Consider the following 15,351-nt stretch of genomic DNA (forward strand, 5'->3'; position numbering starts at 1 on the left):
GATGATGAGGACGCGGGGCGCGTCAAACCAAACTCTGGGGCACTGTCTGTAATGACCAAACAAGTGATCTGTATGAAGTGGGGCACGCTGTATGGTGCCGACTACGTCAACCGACTCTATGCCATGGTGCGGCAGCAGGTCAGTGGGCCATTACGCTTCGTCTGCCTGACCGATAACCGCACTGGCATTCGGGAGGAGGTGGAGTGTCATGATTGCCCCACCATCGATCTGCCGGAGCCGAAGTGCCGTCTGGGCTGGCGCAAGCTGACGCTGTATCGGCGCAGTGAGCACCTGTTCGGGCTTGAGGGCGACTGGCTCTACCTTGATCTCGACGTTGTGGTCAGCGGCTCGCTCGATCCGTTTTTCGAGTTCGAGCCGGATAAAACCTTCGTCGTGATGCAGAACTGGACCCAGCCGGGCAAGGGGATAGGCAATACCTCGGTATACCGTTTCCGGGTCGGTGCCGACGAGTACCTGTTCGATAACCTGATTGCGAACCAGGCGAGCATTTTCGAGCAGTTCCGCAACTCGCAGACCTATATCTCGCGCTCGGTGAAGCAGATCAGCTTCTGGCCGGATGATTGGTGTGTGCTGTTCAAGACCCACTGTGTTCCTGCCTGGCCGGCGCGCTTCTGGCAGGAGCCGGTACTGCCCGATAGCGCCCGCGTCGTTGCCTTTCCCGGCGACCCCAATCCACATGAAGCGGTAAGGGGGAACTGGCCGGTGAAGAAAGCGTACAAGAAACTCTACAAGCAGATCCGTCCGGCGCGCTGGATTCAGCGTATTTGGGACGAGGCGGAAGCCAAGGCCAAGGGGTAGTGTCCAGGGTGGCAATTCACATCCTGATTCTCGATGAGGGATCACCCGGCCACTGCGCCCAGTCCGAGGGGATAGTCGATCTGCTGGAGCGGCATGGACTGGTGATCCAGCGTGAAAAGATTCGTCTGCGCAACCGCCTACCGGGCGTGTTCCGCGGCGTCATGCGCAAATTGCTTGCAATCCCTGCCGCCAGACTGAGCGAGGCCTGCCTTACCCTGAGCAGTGTGCTGGAGTCGCAGCCGACAGCACGTCCCGACCTGATCATCTCCTCAGGTGGCAAGAGCGCCTTTGCCAGCCTGGTGCTCAAGCGTCGTTACCAGGCCGGCAATATCTTCGTTGGCGTGCCTGAGCCTTTCCCCGACCGCTGGTTCGATCTTATCGTCTCGCCGACCCGGCGGGACTATCGCACCGCCTCGGTGGTCAGCGGGCTGATTCCCAATTCGGTTACACCGGAGCGCGTGGCGGCCGCTGGTGAGGATTACTGGCAGCAGCGAATGCCAGCCGCCCCCTGTTGGGCGCTGTTGATTGGCGCGGACAGCAAGAGTCATCATTACAGCGATGCGGATTGGCAAGGTCTGGTAGACGGGGTGAATGCGCTCTCGCAGCGGCTGGGCATTCGATGGCTGATCACCACCTCCCGGCGAACGTCACCTGACGTGGAGCAGCTGTTGGACGAGGGGCTGGACAGAGCCAATCTGGTGGAGCTGGTGTTGTACAACCGCGAACCGAAGCGGGTCATGATGCCCTTCCTGGCGGCGGCCCAGCGTGTACTGGTCACCCAGGACAGCTTGACCATGGCCAGTGAAGCACTGTGCAGCGGCCGCCCCGTGACCCTGTTGACGCCGTCTGAACTGCGTATCGACAAGGGTTCCTACTTCGAAGAGATCGTTAACGGTTTCCGTCGGTTGCAGGGCGTACAGCCCTGCGCATTGACGCAATTAGCGGACTATCAGCCTGATGCGATAGCCAGCGAGGCCCCCACCGGTCTCGACCGGCTGGGTGGCGAACTCGTTGACCTGGTGACCGAGATTGTAGGCGAGGCAAGCGGAACGGGAACAGGATTGACTAGCTAAGAGCTACGCCGCTCGTGAGTGGGTCCAGTCCGCGGATTGTATCTGCCCGGTAACCTTAATAACGCCAACTGGTTTCTGATAAAGCGCAACATGACCAAACTAATAATACATTGTGGCTCCGGGAAGGCAGGCAGTACCGCCATTCAGAGTTCATATCATCAAAGCCGGACACTGTTGGCAAAGCACGGCATCCTATACCCCGATACGCCGTTTTCGCGCAGTGCCCACCACATACTCCAGATCCTGTTTCAGGACGACAGTCAGATACTGCCCAAATATGTAAAAAAGGCAGGTGGCTACCAAAAGATCAGGGCGCTCTCCAAGAAGTATTGGGAGTCCGTGCGTGAGGAGGTTAGAACAACCAATCCCGAACTGGTGTTGATCAGCTCGGAAACCTTCTACCAGCTGGACGAGGCGGCATTGTCGAAAATGAAGACGTATTTGGCCGGTGTCTTTGATGAGGTCGAGTTTGTTTTCTATGTCAGGGAACCGGCGGCCAAATACCTGTCGCTGCTGCAGCAGTCGATCAAGACGCGGTGCGAGTTCTTTCCGCCCGATAAGATGCGTGAACTGGGCCACCTCGCCACCATCGAGCGGGTGTTCGGCACAGCGGTTAGGGTTATCGCATTTGACAGAAGCAGCCTCATCAACGGCGACGTGGTCTATGACCTGAGCGCGAGGCTGTTGTCACCGAATATCGAGCCGGGCCAGGTCGAAACCATCATGAAAAATGAATCGATCTCACCAGAGGCCATTTCGATTCTCAATAAGTATCAGCGTTTTATGTTCAACAGGGGAGAGAGCCTGCCCAAGCATAAGATCAAGCGGATCAGGGAGGGTATCATCCGCTATGAAAAGGAGAACGGCCGTAATCGAAAACCTGGGTTGAAACCCGGGATTGCCACATCGATCCAGGCGTCCAGTGAAGAGTTGCTGAGCCTGAGAAACAGGTACGGAATCGAGTTTCCAGGTATCGACTATGATCGTGTCGGTACCGGCAGCATAGACCCGAGCCAATACCAGCAGGTGAGCGATGTCATTGAGGTCGATACCGAGCTGGAGGCGGAGATCATGCTGTATCTGATCGACACAGAGATGCTGACGCTGAAGACCGTCAGAGATAAAGCCCTAGGGCTGTTCAAAAAATAGACTGAGAGTTGTGCGTATAAATCGCCGGACTAGCGTCTGTGGTAACGGCCGATCACCTCGGTAAACATCTTGATGTAAGCCTCGGTGACCGCCTCTCGGGAGAACTTCTCCCGGTAGGTATGGTAGCCCGCTTCCACCAGTCGCTCGCCCAATGCCGGGTCCGCAATCAGGCGGTTGATGGCAGCGGCCAGTTCGTCGCTGTCGTCTATCGGTACCAGTAAGCCGTCAACATTATCCGAAATCAGCCAGCCGGGTCCGGCCGAGGCCGCGGCGATCAGCGGGCGCCGCTGAGCCCAGCTCTCCACCACAACGTTACCGAACGGCTCGAAGCGCGAGGGGAAGACCGCGATATCACAGGCCTTGAACAGATAACCCGTGTCCTGCCGCCAGCCCAGCAGGTGCGCGCGTGTGTTCAGTCCAAGGTGTTCTATCTGCTCCTCCAGCTGGGCCTTCAGCGGGCCGTCACCGGCGATCAGCAGGGTCGTGTTTTCGGTTTTACTCAGGGCGTCGATCAGCGTGTCGTGGGCCTTGGCCTCGTGCAGGCGGCCCAGTGCCAGCAGGATATGATGCGCTGCGGGAATCTTCAGCTCCTCACGCAGACGGGTGCGAGCCGTTTCGGCGTCCAGCTCACATGGCGCGAGCTCGCCGAAGTTGGGGATGTATTGGGCTTTCTCCGCCGGGATCCCCTCCGCCTGCAGATAGCGCACGATATCCGGGGTGTTGCCGATCAGGCGATCGCTTTTGCGGTAGCGCTCCACCCGGTAGTAGCCGCCCAGACGGGCGACAAGCGGACAGTAGCCGGTCGGGGCGCGCTTGATCGCGCGGCTCATCCAGGTCAGCATCGCATCCGGTTGCCAGCGCCTCATCAGCAGATTCAAGCGCACGCGCCCGAGGGGCTCGTGCAGGCCGCGAAAGCGCAGCAGCTTGACCTCGAGATTGGGGTGCCCGGCGAACAGCGACTCGCGCCGCGGGTCAGGCTCGATCACCACGCACTGCTGCACACCGGCATCGGCCAGGGCCAGGGTCAGCTTTTCAAAGAAGGTTTCGGCGCCACCGTTCTGGCTGGACAGCATCAGCTGCATCAGTCGCAGCGGCTTATTGTTGTTATTCGCTCGTGCGTTCATCCATCCGTCCCTGCTTAACGCCAGTGTTGTTTGATCCAGTCGGCTGGTAAAAAGAATCGCTTCAGAAAGCGGTAACGGTTGGCGCCGCACTCGCCACTCAGGGCTGCCTTGACATGTTCAAGCCTGCTGCGTACCGGCACCTGATCGGACCAGCGCCCGAGCATGGCGTCGGCCGGATCGGGTTTACCGGGGAAGATCACCACCCGGCAGTTTTTGGGCAGCCGCGGTGGACGCAGGTAACGCAGCGGCCAGGGTCCCAGGCAGTCCATGCGGAAGTGGCGCACCCAGCCACGGGGCCAGAACTTCACTCCACCCTCGACGCAGTTGGTGACGTAGCGCTGCTCGAACTGGTACTTGCCGGCGATCCCCTCTGGATCCTTCTGGAAATTCTCCAGCATGTAGGCATGGCGGCCAATCTCGAAGCGGAAGATCGAGGTTTGGCCCAGGCGCTCGAGTGGCTTGACCCAGTTGCGCGCCAGAATCACATCCTCAGGCTTGCCGTAACTGAAGAACTCGTCCAGGTTGCCGGTGATGATCACGTCCAGATCGATGAACAGCACCATGCCCTCGATATCGAACAGGGTCTTGCCCCAGAGTGCGGTTTTCGGCCATTTGCCCGGGGCGTTGGTCGGCCTTGGGCAACCCAGCTCCGGCAGACCGCGGCAGACCACCTCCTCACGTACCCCCTGGGCATCATCGGTCAGGCAGATGACGCGGAACGGAGGCGTGATATTGCGCTCCACCATGGAGTAGATGCGGTTAACGTACTCCGGCCCATAGCGGGTGCCCCACTTGATGCAGATGACCTGTTTGACCTGATCGCTCATTGCCTGAACACCCATTAAGAGTCGCCTTGTCGATAGAGATAGTTCTTGCCCCTGGGATGGGTCTTGAAACGGCGGTGGACCCACATGTACTGCGCCGGGTCCTTGCGGATCGCGCGCTCGATCTCGGCGTTGATGCGCGCCGCGTCCGCTTCGACGTCATCGCTGGGGAATGGCTCGATGACCGGGAACAGCTCCAGCTCGTAGCCGGAGTCGTCGGGCAGCCTGTGCTGGGCCAGCATCAGGATTGGCGAGTCGTTCAGCTTCACCATGCGGCTGGTCGCGGTAATCGTCGCCGCCGGCACGCCGAAGAACTCGGCGTAGACCGAGTTGCGCGAGCCCATATCCTGATCGGGAGCGTACCAGACGATCCGGTTCTTGCGCAGGGCGCGGATCACCGAGCGGATGTCGGAGCGCTCGATCGCCTGGCCGAAGTAGCGGCTGCGCCCCTTGCGGATATAGCGGTCCATCAGCGGGTTGTTGTGCTTGCGATACATGGCGTCCACTTCGTAATACTGCGAGAACAGCAGTCCACCCAGGTCCAGAGTGGAGAAGTGGGCGCCGAGCAGGACAATGCCACGCCCCTGCTGCAGTGCCTGATCCAGATGTTCGCGGCCTTTGAATATGATCTTTTGCGGTAGTCGATCCACCGGCATCCACCAGGCCATTGCCGTCTCCAGCAGACCGATGCCGTTGTGGCGGAACACATCACGTACCATGCGCTGGCGAGCAACCGGGTCCAGATCGGGGAATATCAGTCGGATATTGGTCTCCGTCACCCGACGGCGATGGCGATTGAAGCGGTAGAGCAGTGCACCCAGCAGCGCCCCGATCCGCAGTTGCAGACGATAGGGCAGCAGGGATGCCAGACGCAGGCTGGCCAGCATGAACCAGGTGGGCCAGTAGCGCGGATGCAGGAAACGATCTGTGGCTGAGTCCTTGGACACGTGTGATCCAATTGTCTGATGTTGATGGCGTGGAGGATTGTACCGTTTTTTTTGTTGTCGGTGTCAGGCCCGGAGGGCGGGGGAACGTGGCATTAGCGGTGATTAGCCCTGTACAATGCCCGCTCAGTCCAAGATATGTGAGTGTATGAGCGATTCGACAAAAGCGGCCGGCCAGGATAGCGGCTGGCATATCTACCGCCGCATCCTGATCCATGTGAAGCCGCTCTGGTATGGATTTGTGGCCAGTTTTATCGGTTACGCCATCTACGGTGCGGGGCAGGCTCTGGCAGCAAAGTGGCTGGAGATGGTGGTGGATGCGGTGCAGCGTAACGCATTCGATCAGCGCCTGTGGCTGGCGCTGTCGGTCGTCGGTATCTTTTTGCTGCGCGGTATCGGTGCGTTCATCGGCAACTACAGCATGAGCTATGTGGCGCGGGAGACCGTGCATACCCTGCGCACACGGGTGTTCGAGAGCCTGTTGCGACTGCCTACCCACTATTACCACCAGAACCCCAGCGGTGAGATGCTGTCCCGTTTGACCTACAACGTGGAGCAGGTCACCGGCGCCGTCACCAATGCGATCAAGATCAGCATCCGCGAGGGGCTGACCGTGGTCGGTCTGCTCGGTTACATGATCTACCTGAACTGGAAGCTGACCCTGATATTCCTGGCGGCAGGACCATTTATTGGCATCGTGGTGTCGATCGCGTCGAAGCGGATGCGCCGGCTCAGCCGCCACCTGCAGTCGTCGGTCGGGGATATCACCTCGGTGGCCTCGGAGGCGATCCGCGGCTTTCAGGTGGTGCGCATCTTCGGTGGTGCGCCAGCCGAGCATAACCGCTTCAAGCGTGCCAGCGAGCAGAACAAGCGCCAGTCGATGAAACTGGTGGTGACCCAGTCGTTGAATACCCCTGCGGTACAGTTGCTGATTGCGCTGGCGATGGCGACCCTGTTGTTCATGGCCATGGATCCGGTGGTGCTGGGCGGTATGACCACCGGCGGGTTTGTCGCCTTCCTCACCGCCGCCGGCATGCTGACCAAGCCTGTGCGTCAGCTGACCGAGGTCAGCCCGATTATCCAGAAGGGAATAGCGGCGGCGGAGAGCCTGTTTGGTGTCATCGACGAACCCGGTGAACAGGATACCGGTACGCGTGAGCTTAAGGAGACCCGGGGAGAGCTGGTGCTGCGTAACCTCAGTTACCAGTATCCAGGCAGCCAGACACAGGCGCTGCGCGATATCAATCTGTGCCTGCCGGCAGGCAAGACGGTGGCGCTGGTGGGCCGCTCCGGGAGTGGTAAATCCACTCTGGCATCGCTGATCCCGCGTTTCAACGATGGTTGGCAGGGTGAGATTCTGCTCGACGGTTTGCCCCTGCAGGAGATCAGGCTGGAGAGCCTGCGCCGCCAGATCTCGTTGGTTAACCAACAGGTAGTGCTATTCGATGGCAGTATCGCCGACAATATCGCCTACGGCGCCATGGCCGGTGCCAGCGAAGAGTTGATCCTGGCCGCAGCCGAGGCGGCCCATGTTACCGAGTTCCTGGAACGCCTGCCCGACGGTATCCATACACTGGTCGGCGAGAACGGCGTGCTGCTCTCCGGCGGCCAGCGTCAGCGCATCGCCATCGCCCGGGCGATTCTCAAGGACGCGCCGCTGCTGATTCTCGATGAGGCAACCTCGGCACTGGATACCGAGTCCGAGCGCCATATCCAGGCGGCACTGGCCGAGGTAGTCAAGGGCCGCACCACGCTGGTGATCGCCCACCGCCTGTCCACCATCGAAAGCGCCGACCTGATCGTGGTCATGGAGGAGGGGCGGATCGTCGAGCAGGGCAGTCATCAGCAGCTGCTGGACAAGGCTGGTGCCTACGCCAAGCTGCACGCCATGCAGTTCCAGGTCTAGCGGAGACTCCGATTGGTGCGCCTGCTCTATACCCTGGTGTTCACTCTGGCGCTGCCCCTGGTGCTGGCGCGCCTGTGGTGGCGCGGGCGCAAGGCCCCGGCCTACCGTCAGCGCGTGGCGGAGCGCCTGGGGTTCACGCCGGCCCCCGGCTTCTCTGCGCGGCCGGTCTGGATCCATGCGGTCTCGGTGGGCGAGACCCTGGCCATCGCGCCGCTGGTGCAGCGGTTGCTGGAAACTTATCCACAACGACCGATACTGATCACCACGATGACACCAACCGGGGCTGAGCGGGTCGAGGCCCTGTTCGGCGAACGGGTGATCCATCGCTACTGTCCCTGGGACCTGCCCTGGTTCTGGAGCCGCTTTCTGCAGCGCACCAACCCGCTGCTGTGCGTTATCGTGGAAACCGAGCTCTGGCCCAATATGCTGCACGTCTGCGCCAGACGCCACATCCCGGTGCTGCTGGCCAACGCGCGGATGTCGGCCCGCTCGGCCCGGGGATATTCCCGCTTTGCCGCCTTGACCCGGCCGATGCTGGAACAGCTGACGTTGGTGGCGGCGCAGTCGCATGCCGATGCTGAGCGTTTACACCAGCTGGGACTGCCGAGCGACAGACTCAACATCACCGGCAGCATCAAGTTCGATATCGAGCCCGATCCGGCCGACATCAGTGCCGGTGCCGCGCTGCGGGTTCAACTTGGGCAAACGCGCCCGGTGCTGATCGCCGCCAGCACCCATGAGGGCGAGGATGAGCTGCTGCTGCGGGTGTGGAAAACGCTCTGTCTCGACTGGCCCAGCCTGGCCCTGATCCTGGTACCACGTCACCCCGAGCGCTTTGCGTCGGTGGCGGCGCTGGCCCGGCGCTACAGCAAGGCCGTCTGCTGTCGTAGCGCGGCGGATATGCCCAGCAGCGATACCGAGATCTATATCGGCGATACCCTCGGTGAGCTGATGCAGTTCTATGCCACCGCCGATATCGCCTTCGTTGGCGGCAGCTTCAGCGGTACCGGCGGGCATAATCCACTGGAGCCGGCGGCGCTGGGCAAACCGGTGCTGATGGGGCCGGACACCTTTAACTTCGCCCAGATTACCCAGGCGCTTAGCGATGCCGGTGGTCTGATCCAGGTGGCGGATGAGGCGGGGTTGCAGCGGGCGCTGAGAGAGTTGATCGGCAATGCCGAGCGTTGCGGAGCGATGGCGCAAGCCGCCCGCCACTTTGTAGCGGATAACCGCGGCGCCCTCGACCGGCTGCAGCAACTGATCGAGGATCAGCTGTCGGTGGCCGAACGCAATCAGCGTTTGTAGTAGTCCCGGTACCAGCGCGCGAAGCGCTCGATCCCCTCTTCGATGGCGACCTGAGGCCGATAGCCGGTATCGCGCATCAGTGCCTCCACGTCGGCGTAAGTCTGCTCCACGTCACCGGGCTGCATCGGCAGCATCTCCTTGGTCGCCTTGGCACCGAGCGCCTGCTCCAGCAGTTCGATGTAGTAGAGCAGCTCCACCGGCTGGCTGGCGCCGATGTTGTACAGACGCCAGGGGGCTCGCGATGACCCCGGGTCGGGATTGACGCCTGACCACTCGGGATCTCCGCTCGCTGGCCGGTCCAGGCAGCGCACCACCCCGTCGACGATATCGTCGATATAGGTGAAATCGCGCTTGTGATGACCGTAGTTGAATACCTTCAGCGGCTTGCCCCGGGTAATCGCATCGGCAAACAGCATCGGCGACATATCGGGTCTCCCCCAGGGACCGTACACAGTGAAGAAGCGCAGACCGGTGGTGGGCAGGTTGTACAGGTGGCTGTAGCTGTGTGCCATCGCTTCGTTGGCGCGTTTGGTTGCGGCGTAGAGCGATACCGGATGGTCGACATTGTCGTGGATGCTGAACGGCACCGTTTCATTGGCACCGTAAACCGAACTGGAAGAGGCGTAGACCAGGTGCTCGATACCCTGATGGCGGCAGCCTTCGAGGATGTTGAGAAAACCGATCAGGTTGGACTGGCCGTAGCTGAGCGGGTTCTCGATCGAGTAGCGCACCCCGGCCTGCGCGGCCAGATGGGCGACACGTGAGCAGCCGGTCTGTTTGAACAGCTGCTGCATCTGCGGGCTGTCGGCAATGTCCGCGTGGACGAAACTGAATCCGGGTAACGCCTGCAGGCGCTCCAGGCGGGCCTGTTTGAGGCTGACATCGTAGTAGTCGTTCAGGTTATCGATACCGACCACTTCGTCGCCACGCTGCAGCAGAGCATGGGCAAGTTCGGCACCGATAAAGCCGGCTACGCCGGTTACCAGGATACGCATCGCTCTCGTTTACCTGTCCCTATATCTGTCGATATGACGCTGCTGTCTGGCGGCCAGCGCCAAGTCTTTCGCCAAACACGTGTTAATAATCCAGCCGTCAAGTATACCGCCTGCCAGATGGCAATTGGTCCGCCCGCGCATCTCAGATATCGCTGAAATCGAGCGACTCTCCAGCCTGATCGGCGAACGCCTGGGTCAACACGCCCCCGAGCTCGGCGCCATCGCTGTCGCGCACCCAGCTTCGCTTTTCTTCGCTGTAATCGAAGTGGAAACCGCCTGTGCGCGTGGCCAGCCACAGCTGCTTCAATGGCGGCTGACGGGTGAAGATGATCTGGCTGCCGTTCTCGCATTTGACCGTCATCATGCCGCCATTGGTTTCATAATCCAGGTCCGATTCAGCGTCATCAAGGATCTCTTCGATACGCGCCAATGTCTCATCGACCTGTGCCATAAACTCCGATTCGGTCATCACCGGTTCTCCAGTCGTGCGGGTGGGCGCCCAGTATAACGTGCTTTTCCGGCCCGGTATCCTCTCCCGCCGGTACTCATCGGCCCTCGGCTCAGGGTATAATTCAGCGTTTACCATTTTTAAGTGCGCCTGACTTTGCGGTTGGGTGCGGACGCGAGGATGCGCCGATATGAAACGCTGCTGGCCGATTCTGATTTTGGGGACCCTGCTGCTGGTGGGCTGTGGCCAAAAGGGACCGCTGTCGCTGCCGCAGACCGCCGACACCGAACAACAGGCGCAATGAGAGAGATAATGGATAGTTTTGAATACCGCAACGGCGGTCTTTTCTGCGAAGAGGTATCGCTGAGCCGGATCGCCAACGAGATCGGCACGCCGACCTACGTATACTCCCGCGATGCGCTGGAGAGTGCCTATATGGATTACGCCCGTGCCCTCGAGGGGCGCGATGCGCTGGTCTGCTATGCCGTAAAAGCCAACTCCAATATCGGCGTGTTGAACCTGCTTGCGCGCCTGGGGGCCGGTTTCGATATCGTCTCTCTGGGCGAGCTGGAACGCGTGCTGCGTGCCGGCGGCGACCCGGCCAGGGTGGTGTTCTCCGGCCTCGGCAAGCAGCCGCACGAGATCAAGCGTGCGCTGGAAGTGGGTATTCACTGCTTCAACATTGAGTCCGATGCGGAACTGGACCGGGTCAACGCTGTGGCCGCCGAGCTGGGCCAGGTGGCGCGGATCTCCTTCCGCGTCAATCCGGACGTGGATGCCAAGACCCACCCCTATATCTCCACCGGCCTGAAGGAGAACAAGTTCGGTATCGATATCGACCACGCGCTCGATGTCTACCGTCGCGCTCACGCCCTGGCCAACGTCGAGGTGGTCGGCATCGACTGCCATATCGGCAGCCAGCTGACCGAGCTGAGCCCGTTCCTGGATGCGCTGGACCGTTTGCTGGTGCTGATCGACCAGTTGGCCGGCGAAGGGATCCTGCTGCGCCACCTGGACCTGGGCGGTGGCCTGGGTGTCTGCTACACCGACGAGACGCCGCCGACGCCGGCGGAATATATCGAAGCGATCGTCGAGCGGTTGGGTGAGCGAAAGCTGGCGCTGGTGTTCGAACCGGGCCGCTCTATCGCCGCCAATGCCGGGGTGATGCTGACCCGTGTCGAGTTCCTGAAGCAGACCGGGGAAAAGAACTTCGCCATCATCGACGGCGCGATGAACGATCTGATCCGTCCCTCGCTGTACGGTGCCTTCCAGGAGATCATCCCGGTGGAGCTGCGCGAGGAGGGCGAGACAAAAAACTGGGATCTGGTCGGCCCGGTCTGCGAGACCGGCGACTTCCTCGGCAAGAACCGGGCGCTGAACCTGCAGCCGGGCGACCTGCTGGCGGTCTGCTCCGCCGGAGCCTACGGCTTTGTGATGGCGTCCAACTACAACACCCGCACCCGTCCGGCGGAGGTAATTGTCGATGATAATGAGTACTGTGTGGTGCGCGAGCGGGAGAAGCTCAGCGACCTGATGCGCGGCGAACATCTGTTGCCGAAGGATCGCTAATCATGCTGGTGCGTTTTACCAAGATGCATGGTCTGGGCAACGACTTCATGGTCATCGATGCGATCTCCCAGCGCATCCGCTTCAATGCTGATCAGGTGAGGCAACTGGCCGACCGCAATCGGGGCATAGGCTTCGACCAGCTGCTGCTGGTTGAGCCTCCGACCCGGCCGGAGATGGACTTTCGTTACCGCATCTACAATGCAGACGGTTCCGAGGTGGAGCACTGCGGCAACGGCGCGCGCTGTTTCGCCCGTTTCGTGCGCGACAAGAAACTGGTGATGCGTGACCGCATCGCAGTGGAAACCGCTCGCGGTGAGGCGATCCTGAACATCCGTGAGGATCTGCAGGTCGAGGTCGATATGGGCGCACCGGAGCTGGTGCCGGAGCAGATCCCGTTTGTCACCGACAGCCGCAGTGCGACCCACCGTGTAGAGGTCGATGGGCAGAGTGTCGAGCTTAGTGCCGTGTCGATGGGCAACCCCCACGGCGTATTGGTAGTCGATAATGTCGATACGGCTCCGGTGAATACGCTGGGACCTGCGCTGGAGTGCCATCCGCGCTTCCCGAAAAAGGCCAATATCGGCTTCATGCAGATAGTGTCGCGCTCAGAGGTACGTTTGCGGGTGTTCGAGCGCGGCGCCGGCGAGACCCAGGCCTGCGGCACCGGCGCCTGTGCCGCCGTGGTCGCCGGGCGTCTGCGTGGCCTGCTCGACGAGCGGGTGCTGGTACACCTGCCCGGTGGCGATCTGGAGATCAGCTGGGCAGGCGAGGGGCAGCCGGTGATGATGACCGGGCCGGCAACGACGGTTTTTGAAGGGCAGATCTATATATGACGGACGAGCTGGCAAAAACGACGGAAGAGGCGCTGAGTGCGCAGCAGGTAGCCGACTACCTGGGTCGCCACCCCGATTTTTTCAGCGATCACGTGCAGCTGCTGGAGAAGCTCTATGTGCCGCACCAGCGCGGTAGCGCGGTGTCCCTGGTGGAGCGACAGACCTCGCTGCTGCGCTCACGCAACGAACAGCTGCATGGACGCCTGTCGGAGCTGATCGAGGCCGCGCGGTACAACGACGGTCAGTTCGAGAAGACCAAACGCATGGTGCTCGGCCTGCTCGAGTCCGAAACGCTGGATGATGTCGCGGTCGCGGTGGAGGAGAGTCTGTGCCGCGACTTCTACGGCGATGAGACGGTGCTGGTGCTATTCAGCGAGCAGGAGCTGGGCTGCAACGGCCTGCGCGTACTCTCTCGCGGCGAATGCAGCATCGTGCAGCCGCTGATCGACACCAATCTGCCCAGCTGCGGCCGCCTCTCTGAGGCGATGAACCGCTTCCTGTTCCAGGATGCGGCAGTCCGGGTGCAGTCCTCGGCGGTAGTGCCGCTGGTCAAGGGGGAAACCCTCGGCCTGCTGGCGATCGGCAGCTACGACCCGAACTATTTCCAGAGCAGCCAGGGCACTCTGTTCCTGAGTTACGTTGGCGAGGTGCTCAGCCGTATCCTGGCGCGTCTGCTGCGTCAACAGAGGCAGGGCTGAGATGGATAGCGCGGATGAACGCCTGCTGGCGGGATTCCTGCGTTATTTGCACAGCGAACGCCAGCTTTCGCCGCATACCCTGAACAACTACAGCCGCGACCTCGAACGTCTCGAAGCCCAGCTCGAAGAGCTGGGCTGTGCCGGCTGGCGCACACTGGATGAGCGCAAACTGCGCCGCGCCGTGGCCCAACTGCACGGGAACGGCCTGTCCGGTCGCTCACTGGCCCGCCTGCTGTCGGCGACCCGTACCTTCTACCGTTACCTCAGTCGTGAGGGAGAGATCGGCCAGAACCCGGCACTGGCGGTGCAGGCGCCGAAAGCCTCGCGCCGCTTGCCGCAGACCCTGGACGTGGATCAACTGAGTTCCCTGCTCGATCAGAACAGTGATGACTCGCTGGTGATCCGTGATCTGGCGATGATGGAGTTGCTCTACTCCTCGGGCCTGCGGGTGTCGGAGCTGGCCAGTCTTAACCTGTTCGATCTGGACCTGCGCGATGCCAGTCTGGTGGTCACCGGTAAGGGGCGCAAGACACGGATGCTGCCGATCGGCCGTAAGGCGATCGCGGCACTGCAGCGCTGGCTCAAGCAGCGGGCAACGCTGGCGGCACTGGATGAGACGGCACTGTTTGTCGGCAAGCAGGGTAAACGCCTTGGCGTGCGCGCGATCGAACAGCGGTTGAGGCGGCAGGGCGAGCATGCCGGTGTCAGCGGCCGGGTCTACCCGCACCGCCTGCGCCACAGCTTCGCCAGCCATATGCTGGAATCCAGTGCCGATCTGCGCGCCGTGCAGGAGCTGCTGGGCCATGCCGATATCGCCACCACCCAGATCTATACTCATCTAGACTTCCAGCATCTGATGGAGGTGTATGAACAGTCGCACCCGCGGGCCAAACGCAGGCGGGAGGAGTAATCATTATGTTGAAATGCGTCACCTTCGATCTCGACGACACTCTCTGGGCGGTGAATCCGGTGATCCGTCAGGCCAATCTGACGCTTTGGCAGTGGCTGGAGCAGAACGCCGGTACCTTTACCCAGCTGCATCAGCCCGCCGATCTGGTCGAGGGTTCACGCATGCGGGCGGAGCTGCTGGCCGAGTATCCGGAGATCGGCCATAGCATGACGCTGGTCCGCCTGCGTCTGCTGGAGCGTGGACTGCGCAATGCCGGTTTCGATGAACAACGGGCGGAAGCGCTGGCGGCCCAGGCGTTCGATGTGTTCATGCAGGCCCGTCATCAGGTGGAGCTGTTCGAGCACGCGATGAGCATGCTCAAGCAGTTACGGGCCGAGGGCTATCTGATCGGTGCGCTGAGCAATGGCAACGCCGACGTATCGCTGACCGGTCTGGCCGAGCTGTTCGACTTTCAGTTCAACGCCGATGGCGTCGGCACCGCCAAGCCCCATCCATTGATGTTCGAGCGCGCGCTCGAGCACACCGCTCTGCGTCCGGAGCAGGTGGTCCATATCGGTGATCATCCGGTGAACGATATCCAGGCCGCCCGCGAACTGGGTTTCTGGACCATCTGGGTCAACCTGCCGGGGCAACACTGGCCGGAACCGGCACGGGCGGATGAGACGGTCACCTGTCTGTCGCAGATTGCGGAAGCCGTGGCGCGGCTCAAGCAGAAAGCCGTTCACCGAGCCACGCTCTGATCTGGGGCCGCAGT

General features: G+C 61.3%; 16 protein-coding genes. 11 read left to right on the forward strand and 5 right to left on the reverse strand.

All coding sequences use genetic code 11. The features are described 5' to 3' along the window. The first annotated feature begins 51 nt into the window (after window positions 1-51). The 3 genes from IEX40_RS12330 to IEX40_RS12340 all read left to right on the forward strand — a co-directional run bounded on the left by IEX40_RS12330 (window position 52) and on the right by IEX40_RS12340 (window position 3,041). Window positions 52-819: a hypothetical protein gene (locus IEX40_RS12330; protein ID WP_229680740.1), complete on the forward strand. Its 768-nt coding sequence runs from the start codon at window positions 52-54 to the stop codon at window positions 817-819. Window positions 820-827: 8 nt separating this feature from the next. Next, window positions 828-1,892, forward strand: a complete 1,065-nt coding sequence (locus IEX40_RS12335) for an ELM1/GtrOC1 family putative glycosyltransferase (RefSeq protein ID WP_188748707.1) — start codon at window positions 828-830, stop codon at window positions 1,890-1,892. A 174-nt stretch (window positions 1,893-2,066) separates the two neighbouring features. Beyond that, the gene (locus IEX40_RS12340; RefSeq protein WP_188748709.1) at window positions 2,067-3,041 is read left to right on the forward strand and encodes a hypothetical protein; all 975 of its coding nucleotides are present in this window, start codon (window positions 2,067-2,069) and stop codon (window positions 3,039-3,041) included. Window positions 3,042-3,070: 29 nt separating this feature from the next. Here IEX40_RS12340 and IEX40_RS12345 read toward each other — a convergent pair whose 3' ends face one another. The 3 genes from IEX40_RS12345 to lpxL are packed head-to-tail and all read right to left on the reverse strand — an operon-like array spanning window position 3,071 to window position 5,936. Further along, window positions 3,071-4,165, reverse strand: a complete 1,095-nt coding sequence (locus IEX40_RS12345; RefSeq protein WP_229680741.1) for a glycosyltransferase — start codon at window positions 4,163-4,165, stop codon at window positions 3,071-3,073. Between the two features lie 14 nt (window positions 4,166-4,179). Then, on the reverse strand, window positions 4,180-4,992 hold the full coding sequence (locus tag IEX40_RS12350; RefSeq protein ID WP_188748710.1) for a glycosyl transferase: 813 nt from the start codon (window positions 4,990-4,992) through the stop codon (window positions 4,180-4,182). 14 nt (window positions 4,993-5,006) lie between these two features. Beyond that, window positions 5,007-5,936, reverse strand: coding sequence for an LpxL/LpxP family Kdo(2)-lipid IV(A) lauroyl/palmitoleoyl acyltransferase (lpxL, locus tag IEX40_RS12355; protein ID WP_229680742.1), 930 nt, complete (start codon window positions 5,934-5,936; stop codon window positions 5,007-5,009). A gap of 145 nt (window positions 5,937-6,081) precedes the next feature. On the opposite strand from lpxL, the gene msbA reads away from it, so the two are divergent. Further along, the gene (gene msbA / locus IEX40_RS12360; protein ID WP_188748712.1) at window positions 6,082-7,839 is read left to right on the forward strand and encodes a lipid A export permease/ATP-binding protein MsbA; all 1,758 of its coding nucleotides are present in this window, start codon (window positions 6,082-6,084) and stop codon (window positions 7,837-7,839) included. Window positions 7,840-7,854: 15 nt separating this feature from the next. Next, window positions 7,855-9,144, forward strand: a complete 1,290-nt coding sequence (gene waaA, locus IEX40_RS12365; RefSeq protein ID WP_229680743.1) for a lipid IV(A) 3-deoxy-D-manno-octulosonic acid transferase — start codon at window positions 7,855-7,857, stop codon at window positions 9,142-9,144. Here waaA and IEX40_RS12370 read toward each other — a convergent pair. Then, window positions 9,132-10,139, reverse strand: a complete 1,008-nt coding sequence (locus IEX40_RS12370; protein WP_188748716.1) for an NAD-dependent epimerase — start codon at window positions 10,137-10,139, stop codon at window positions 9,132-9,134. The genes waaA and IEX40_RS12370 overlap by 13 nt on opposite strands. A gap of 142 nt (window positions 10,140-10,281) precedes the next feature. Then, window positions 10,282-10,608 (reverse strand): iron donor protein CyaY, encoded by a 327-nt coding sequence (cyaY, locus tag IEX40_RS12375; protein ID WP_188748718.1) that lies wholly within the window; start codon window positions 10,606-10,608, stop codon window positions 10,282-10,284. Between the two features lie 169 nt (window positions 10,609-10,777). On the opposite strand from cyaY, the gene lptM reads away from it, so the two are divergent. Genes lptM through IEX40_RS12405 form a run of 6 tightly spaced genes read left to right on the forward strand, consistent with a single transcriptional unit; the run spans window position 10,778 to window position 15,337 of the window. Beyond that, window positions 10,778-10,891, forward strand: a complete 114-nt coding sequence (gene lptM, locus IEX40_RS12380; protein ID WP_188748720.1) for an LPS translocon maturation chaperone LptM — start codon at window positions 10,778-10,780, stop codon at window positions 10,889-10,891. 8 nt (window positions 10,892-10,899) lie between these two features. Further along, on the forward strand, window positions 10,900-12,156 hold the full coding sequence (gene lysA, locus IEX40_RS12385; protein ID WP_188748722.1) for a diaminopimelate decarboxylase: 1,257 nt from the start codon (window positions 10,900-10,902) through the stop codon (window positions 12,154-12,156). A gap of 2 nt (window positions 12,157-12,158) precedes the next feature. Further along, the gene (gene dapF / locus IEX40_RS12390; RefSeq protein ID WP_188748724.1) at window positions 12,159-12,989 is read left to right on the forward strand and encodes a diaminopimelate epimerase; all 831 of its coding nucleotides are present in this window, start codon (window positions 12,159-12,161) and stop codon (window positions 12,987-12,989) included. After that, entirely contained in the window at window positions 12,986-13,687 is a 702-nt protein-coding gene (locus IEX40_RS12395; RefSeq protein ID WP_188748726.1) for a DUF484 family protein, read from the forward strand. Before dapF ends, IEX40_RS12395 begins: the two co-directional genes overlap by 4 nt. A gap of 1 nt (window position 13,688) precedes the next feature. Then, a complete protein-coding gene (gene xerC, locus IEX40_RS12400) occupies window positions 13,689-14,597 on the forward strand; it encodes a tyrosine recombinase XerC (protein ID WP_188748727.1) in 909 nt (302 codons plus the stop codon). Between the two features lie 5 nt (window positions 14,598-14,602). Beyond that, entirely contained in the window at window positions 14,603-15,337 is a 735-nt protein-coding gene (locus IEX40_RS12405) for an HAD family hydrolase (RefSeq protein ID WP_188748729.1), read from the forward strand. Window positions 15,338-15,351: the final 14 nt, after the last annotated feature.

The organism is Marinobacterium zhoushanense (assembly GCF_014641945.1).
Taxonomy (GTDB): Bacteria; Pseudomonadota; Gammaproteobacteria; order Pseudomonadales; family Balneatricaceae; genus Marinobacterium_D; species Marinobacterium_D zhoushanense.